The organism is Mesorhizobium sp. P3_A9 (assembly GCF_056402975.1).
This window is the reverse complement of record NZ_JBFUGJ010000469.1, coordinates 1-3757: the sequence shown is the minus strand read 5'-3', so window position 1 is coordinate 3757 and position 3757 is coordinate 1. Positions and strand designations below refer to the sequence as shown.

Genomic DNA, 3757 nt, shown 5'->3' with positions numbered 1-3757 from the left:
TAATCTCCCCCCTTGCGGGGGAGATGCCCGGCAGGGCAGAGGGGGGTGCTGTCCCGCTGACCTCTCTCCACTGTCGACGGCGAAACCTCAGCTCAAAAACACCCTCTCGAACGCCTGCTTGCCCGGTGGCGAAAACACCACCGCGCGGCTGTCCTTTTCGCGGCGTGCCCACTTCTCCAACAGAATCTTGTCGAGGATGGCGGCGCCCAGCGTGCCGGCGAGGTGCGAGCGGCGCACGCTCCAGTCGAGGCAGGCACGGCAGACCGGCCGGCGCGGCTTGGTGTAGACATCGATGCCGATGGCGGCGAAATGCGATGCCGCGGACGGCCCGAGCCTGATCTCCTGGTCGTCGCGGACCAGGATGTTTTTATCGACAAGGCGATCGAGCATCGCCACGGCCTGCTCACCGGCGAGGTGGTCGTAGCAGACACGCGCCACGCGCATGGCGCCGTCGCGCGGACCTGGCCGCACGCGCTTGGGGCCAACCGCTTCCGCGACGCCGGTAATGGCCTCGATCATGCCGGCCACCTGCGGCCCGGCGAGGCCGTAGTAGCGATGGCGGCCCTGGCTGGCCAGGGTCAGCAGCCCGCCCTCCATCAGTTTCGACAGATGCGAGGAGGCAGTGGGCAGCGACACGCCGGCTTCCAGCGCCAGTTCACTCGCCGTCAGCGCCGTGCCGCCCATCAGTGCGTTCAGCATGTTGGCGCGCGCCGGATCGCCGACCAGGCTGGCGATGCGGGCGATGTCAGGTCCTTCACGCATAGTTCGTTCCTCATCGAAGCATTCTTGTCAGATAACCATTATTCTCCGATCTGATCAAGGAGACGATGATGACCGCAAGAACCACATTCACCTCCGCACCGTTCCCCGGCCGCCGATCGTTCCCGTTCATCGCCTGGGTCCGCTCACGGTTGCTGGCCCGCTGGTATGACCGCCATCTGCAACGCCGCGACCTCTCGGAGATCGACGACCACCTGCTGCGCGACCTTGGCCTGACGCCGGAAGATGTGCGCCGCGAATGCGCAAAGTCTTTCTGGCAGGCATGACCTGCAAGGGAATTGCCTAGCAGATCGGGCGGCACAACGTTTCGACGCCCCTCGAACTATCGACGTGAAACCACAGCCCTCAAGGAGACGACCATGACCATCACCTGCTTCATCCGCTACGAGATCGACCCGTTCGGCAAGGCTGCCTTCGAGGAGTATGCCCGCAACTGGGGCCAGGCCATCCCGCGCTGCGGCGCCGATCTGATCGGCTACTATGCCCCGCATGAGGGCTCGGCGACGACGGCCTACGCCGCCTACAACATCGAGAGCCTGGCGGCCTATGAAGCCTATCGCGCGCGGCTTGCCGCCGATCCCGCCGGCAAGGCAAACTATGAGTTCGCCAAGCGTGAGCGATTCATCCTCAAGGAGGACCGCATGTTCCTGAAACACGTCTCCGGACCACACGCGAAACTGGTGCTGCCGTGATCGCCGTCATCTTCGAGGTCGAACCGGCGGAGGGCAAACGCGATGCCTATCTCGCCATCGCCGCCAATCTGCGTCCCTTGCTCGACGGCATTGACGGCTTCATCTCGATCGAACGTTTTCAGAGCCTGGTCGACCCGAACCGCATCCTGTCGCTGTCGTTCTGGCGCGACGAGGAGGCGGTCAAGGCCTGGCGGAATACGGAAGAACACAGGCAAGCGCAGCAGGCCGGTCGTGGCGGTATCTTTGCCGGCTATCGACTGCGGATTGCGCATGTGGTGAGGGATTATGGGCTGGCGGAGAGGGATGAGGCGCCCAGCGATAGCCGGTCGGTGAATGGGTAGCTCCTCTTCCTTCCCTCCTTGTGGGGTGAGGAGCAGTTCGCGCAGCGAACGAAAAGCCAATTGCTTGGCTTTTCGAGCTTCGAACGCCCTGAGCCTGCGAAGGGCCGGGCGTGGTAGTCGATCCACCCTGCCGGGTACCCCGCTGCTTCGCAGCGTCCCGGCGTTCGCCGGCCTTTCATCGTGCCACTGGCACGATGAATTCGCTTACGCGAACCGGCTGCTCACCCCACAAGGGGAGAAGGCAAGAAGCGCTCACGCATTCCCGATCAGTACGCCGGCCGCGAATACCAGCGCGCCGCCCAGCACCACCTGAAAGGCGGCGCGCAGGAACGGGGTCTGCATGTAGCGGTTCTGGACGAAGGCGATCGCCCACAGTTCGAAGAACACCACCACGGCGGCAACGGCGGTCGCTGTCCAGAAGCTTGGGATGATATAGGGCAGTGCGTGACCGAGACCGCCGAGCGTCGTCATGATGCCGACGGTCAGGCCGCGCTTGATCGGTGAGCCGCGGCCCGACAATTTGCCGTCGTCGGAGGCGACTTCGGTGAAGCCCATCGAAATGCCAGCGCCGATCGAGGCGGCTAGACCGACCAGCAGCGTCTGCCAGGTATCGTGCGTGGCAAAGGCGGCGGCAAAGATCGGCGCCAGCGTCGACACCGAACCGTCCATCAGCCCGGCCAGGCCCGGCTGCACATAGGTGAGGATAAACTGGCGCTGCTCGGCGCTGGCTTCCTCGTCCTTGACCGCGCCCGGAACATGTTTCTGCTGCAGCTGATGCGCCGAGTTCTCGTGCCCCTGCTCGGCCGCCGCCAGGTCGTCGAGCAGTTTCCGGGTCGAGGCATCGGTGGTGCGCTTGGCCGCTTCGACATAGAAACGGTAGGCCTGTTGCTCCATCGCTTCGGCCTGGCGGCGCACGGAATCGATGCCGAGTGGCCTGACTAGCCAGTCGGGCTTGCGTTCATAATAACCCTTCACATGCTCGCGCCGAATCAATGGGATGCGCTCGCCGAACCGCTTGCGGAAGAGCTCGATCAGCGCGTCGCGATGGCCGTCCTCTTCCTCGGCCATCTCCTCGAACACTTTTGCCGATTGCGGAAAGCTCTCTGCCAGCCCGTCGGCATAGGCCCGGTAGATGCGACCGTCATCTTCCTCGGATGAAATGGCCAGCGCCAGGATCTCCTGTTCGGAGAGCGATTCGAAGGGGCGGCGGCCGAAGCCGAAAACGCGGGAAAGCATGAGGAAATCACCCTAGTTTAGAATAGTTCTAAACTAGGATCTAGCATGGCCCGGGTCAACCGCGCTGAGGTCGTGGGTCAAGAATTGTTGAAGCCAGCGCGCGAGGGGTACCCTTCATTATCAGCGAATGTTCACCTATATATGGGCCAACCCCGAGAGAAAGGAATCCGTAGATGACGGCAAAACAGCCCCCGCACGGCTATGACCCAAAACCCGTTCTCGACCTCATTGCCAGCATTGAGGCCGACCTGCAGCGCCTCAAGGGCCTGGTCGAGCAGCAGGTCGAGAAATTCGACCCCGCCAACCCGCACAACAAGGCGCCGGACGGCAAGCTGACCGAGGAAGGCGTAGAGTGCTGCTACCGCATGTTCGACGACGGCAAGTCGCGCTATTCCGTCGCCCAGCAGATGAAGATCTCGTTTGCCGCCGCCACGCACCGCTTCAACAATTGGCGCAAGCTTGGTGGGAGCAAGAGGCAGAGGACTTTGCTGGGGTGAATTTGCGATAGGCTGGCGGGACAGCACCCCCCTCTGGCCTGCCGGCCATCTCCCCCGCAAGGGGGGAGATCGGATGTCGCTTCGGCCTTCGCCAATCTCCAACGTCTCAAAGCTGGTGCAACGCATGAACTGCCAATCTCCCCCCTTGCGGGGGAGATGSCCGGCAGGSCAGAGGGGGGTGCTGTCCCGCCAGCCTATCGCAAATTCACCC

6 protein-coding genes are annotated in these 3757 nt (G+C 63.4%); 4 read left to right on the top strand and 2 right to left on the bottom strand.

The features are described from left to right. Window positions 1-87: 87 nt before the first annotated feature. Window positions 88-762 carry an ArsR/SmtB family transcription factor gene (locus tag AC1DX0_RS32700; protein ID WP_477219032.1) on the bottom strand — a complete coding sequence of 225 codons (675 nt, stop codon included), beginning with the start codon at window positions 760-762 and terminating at the stop codon, window positions 88-90. A 68-nt stretch (window positions 763-830) separates the two neighbouring features. Between AC1DX0_RS32700 and AC1DX0_RS32695 the strand changes: the two genes are divergently transcribed. From AC1DX0_RS32695 to AC1DX0_RS32685, 3 genes are all read left to right on the top strand, one after another. After that, complete coding sequence (locus tag AC1DX0_RS32695; protein WP_477219033.1) at window positions 831-1046, top strand: DUF1127 domain-containing protein; 216 nt, start codon at window positions 831-833, stop codon at window positions 1044-1046. A gap of 93 nt (window positions 1047-1139) precedes the next feature. Continuing rightward, window positions 1140-1472 carry an NIPSNAP family protein gene (locus AC1DX0_RS32690; protein ID WP_095776169.1) on the top strand — a complete coding sequence of 111 codons (333 nt, stop codon included), beginning with the start codon at window positions 1140-1142 and terminating at the stop codon, window positions 1470-1472. Next, entirely contained in the window at window positions 1469-1813 is a 345-nt protein-coding gene (locus tag AC1DX0_RS32685; protein WP_477219034.1) for an antibiotic biosynthesis monooxygenase family protein, read from the top strand. The genes AC1DX0_RS32690 and AC1DX0_RS32685 overlap by 4 nt, the downstream gene beginning before the upstream one ends. Before the next feature lie 252 nt (window positions 1814-2065). On the opposite strand, the gene mbfA is transcribed toward AC1DX0_RS32685, so the two are convergent. Continuing rightward, complete coding sequence (gene mbfA / locus AC1DX0_RS32680) at window positions 2066-3049, bottom strand: iron exporter MbfA (RefSeq protein WP_477219035.1); 984 nt, start codon at window positions 3047-3049, stop codon at window positions 2066-2068. A gap of 173 nt (window positions 3050-3222) precedes the next feature. Between mbfA and AC1DX0_RS32675 the strand changes: the two genes are divergently transcribed. Then, window positions 3223-3546, top strand: coding sequence for a hypothetical protein (locus AC1DX0_RS32675; RefSeq protein ID WP_477219036.1), 324 nt, complete (start codon window positions 3223-3225; stop codon window positions 3544-3546). Window positions 3547-3757 lie beyond the last annotated feature (211 nt).

Coding starts and splice junctions, on each gene's coding strand:
- mbfA (WP_477219035.1), bottom strand. CDS start 3,049: ATGCTTTCCCGCGTTTTCGGCTTCGGCCGCCGCCCCTTCGAATCGCTC.
- AC1DX0_RS32675 (WP_477219036.1), top strand. CDS start 3,223: ATGACGGCAAAACAGCCCCCGCACGGCTATGACCCAAAACCCGTTCTC.
- AC1DX0_RS32700 (WP_477219032.1), bottom strand. CDS start 762: ATGCGTGAAGGACCTGACATCGCCCGCATCGCCAGCCTGGTCGGCGAT.
- AC1DX0_RS32695 (WP_477219033.1), top strand. CDS start 831: ATGACCGCAAGAACCACATTCACCTCCGCACCGTTCCCCGGCCGCCGA.
- AC1DX0_RS32690 (WP_095776169.1), top strand. CDS start 1,140: ATGACCATCACCTGCTTCATCCGCTACGAGATCGACCCGTTCGGCAAG.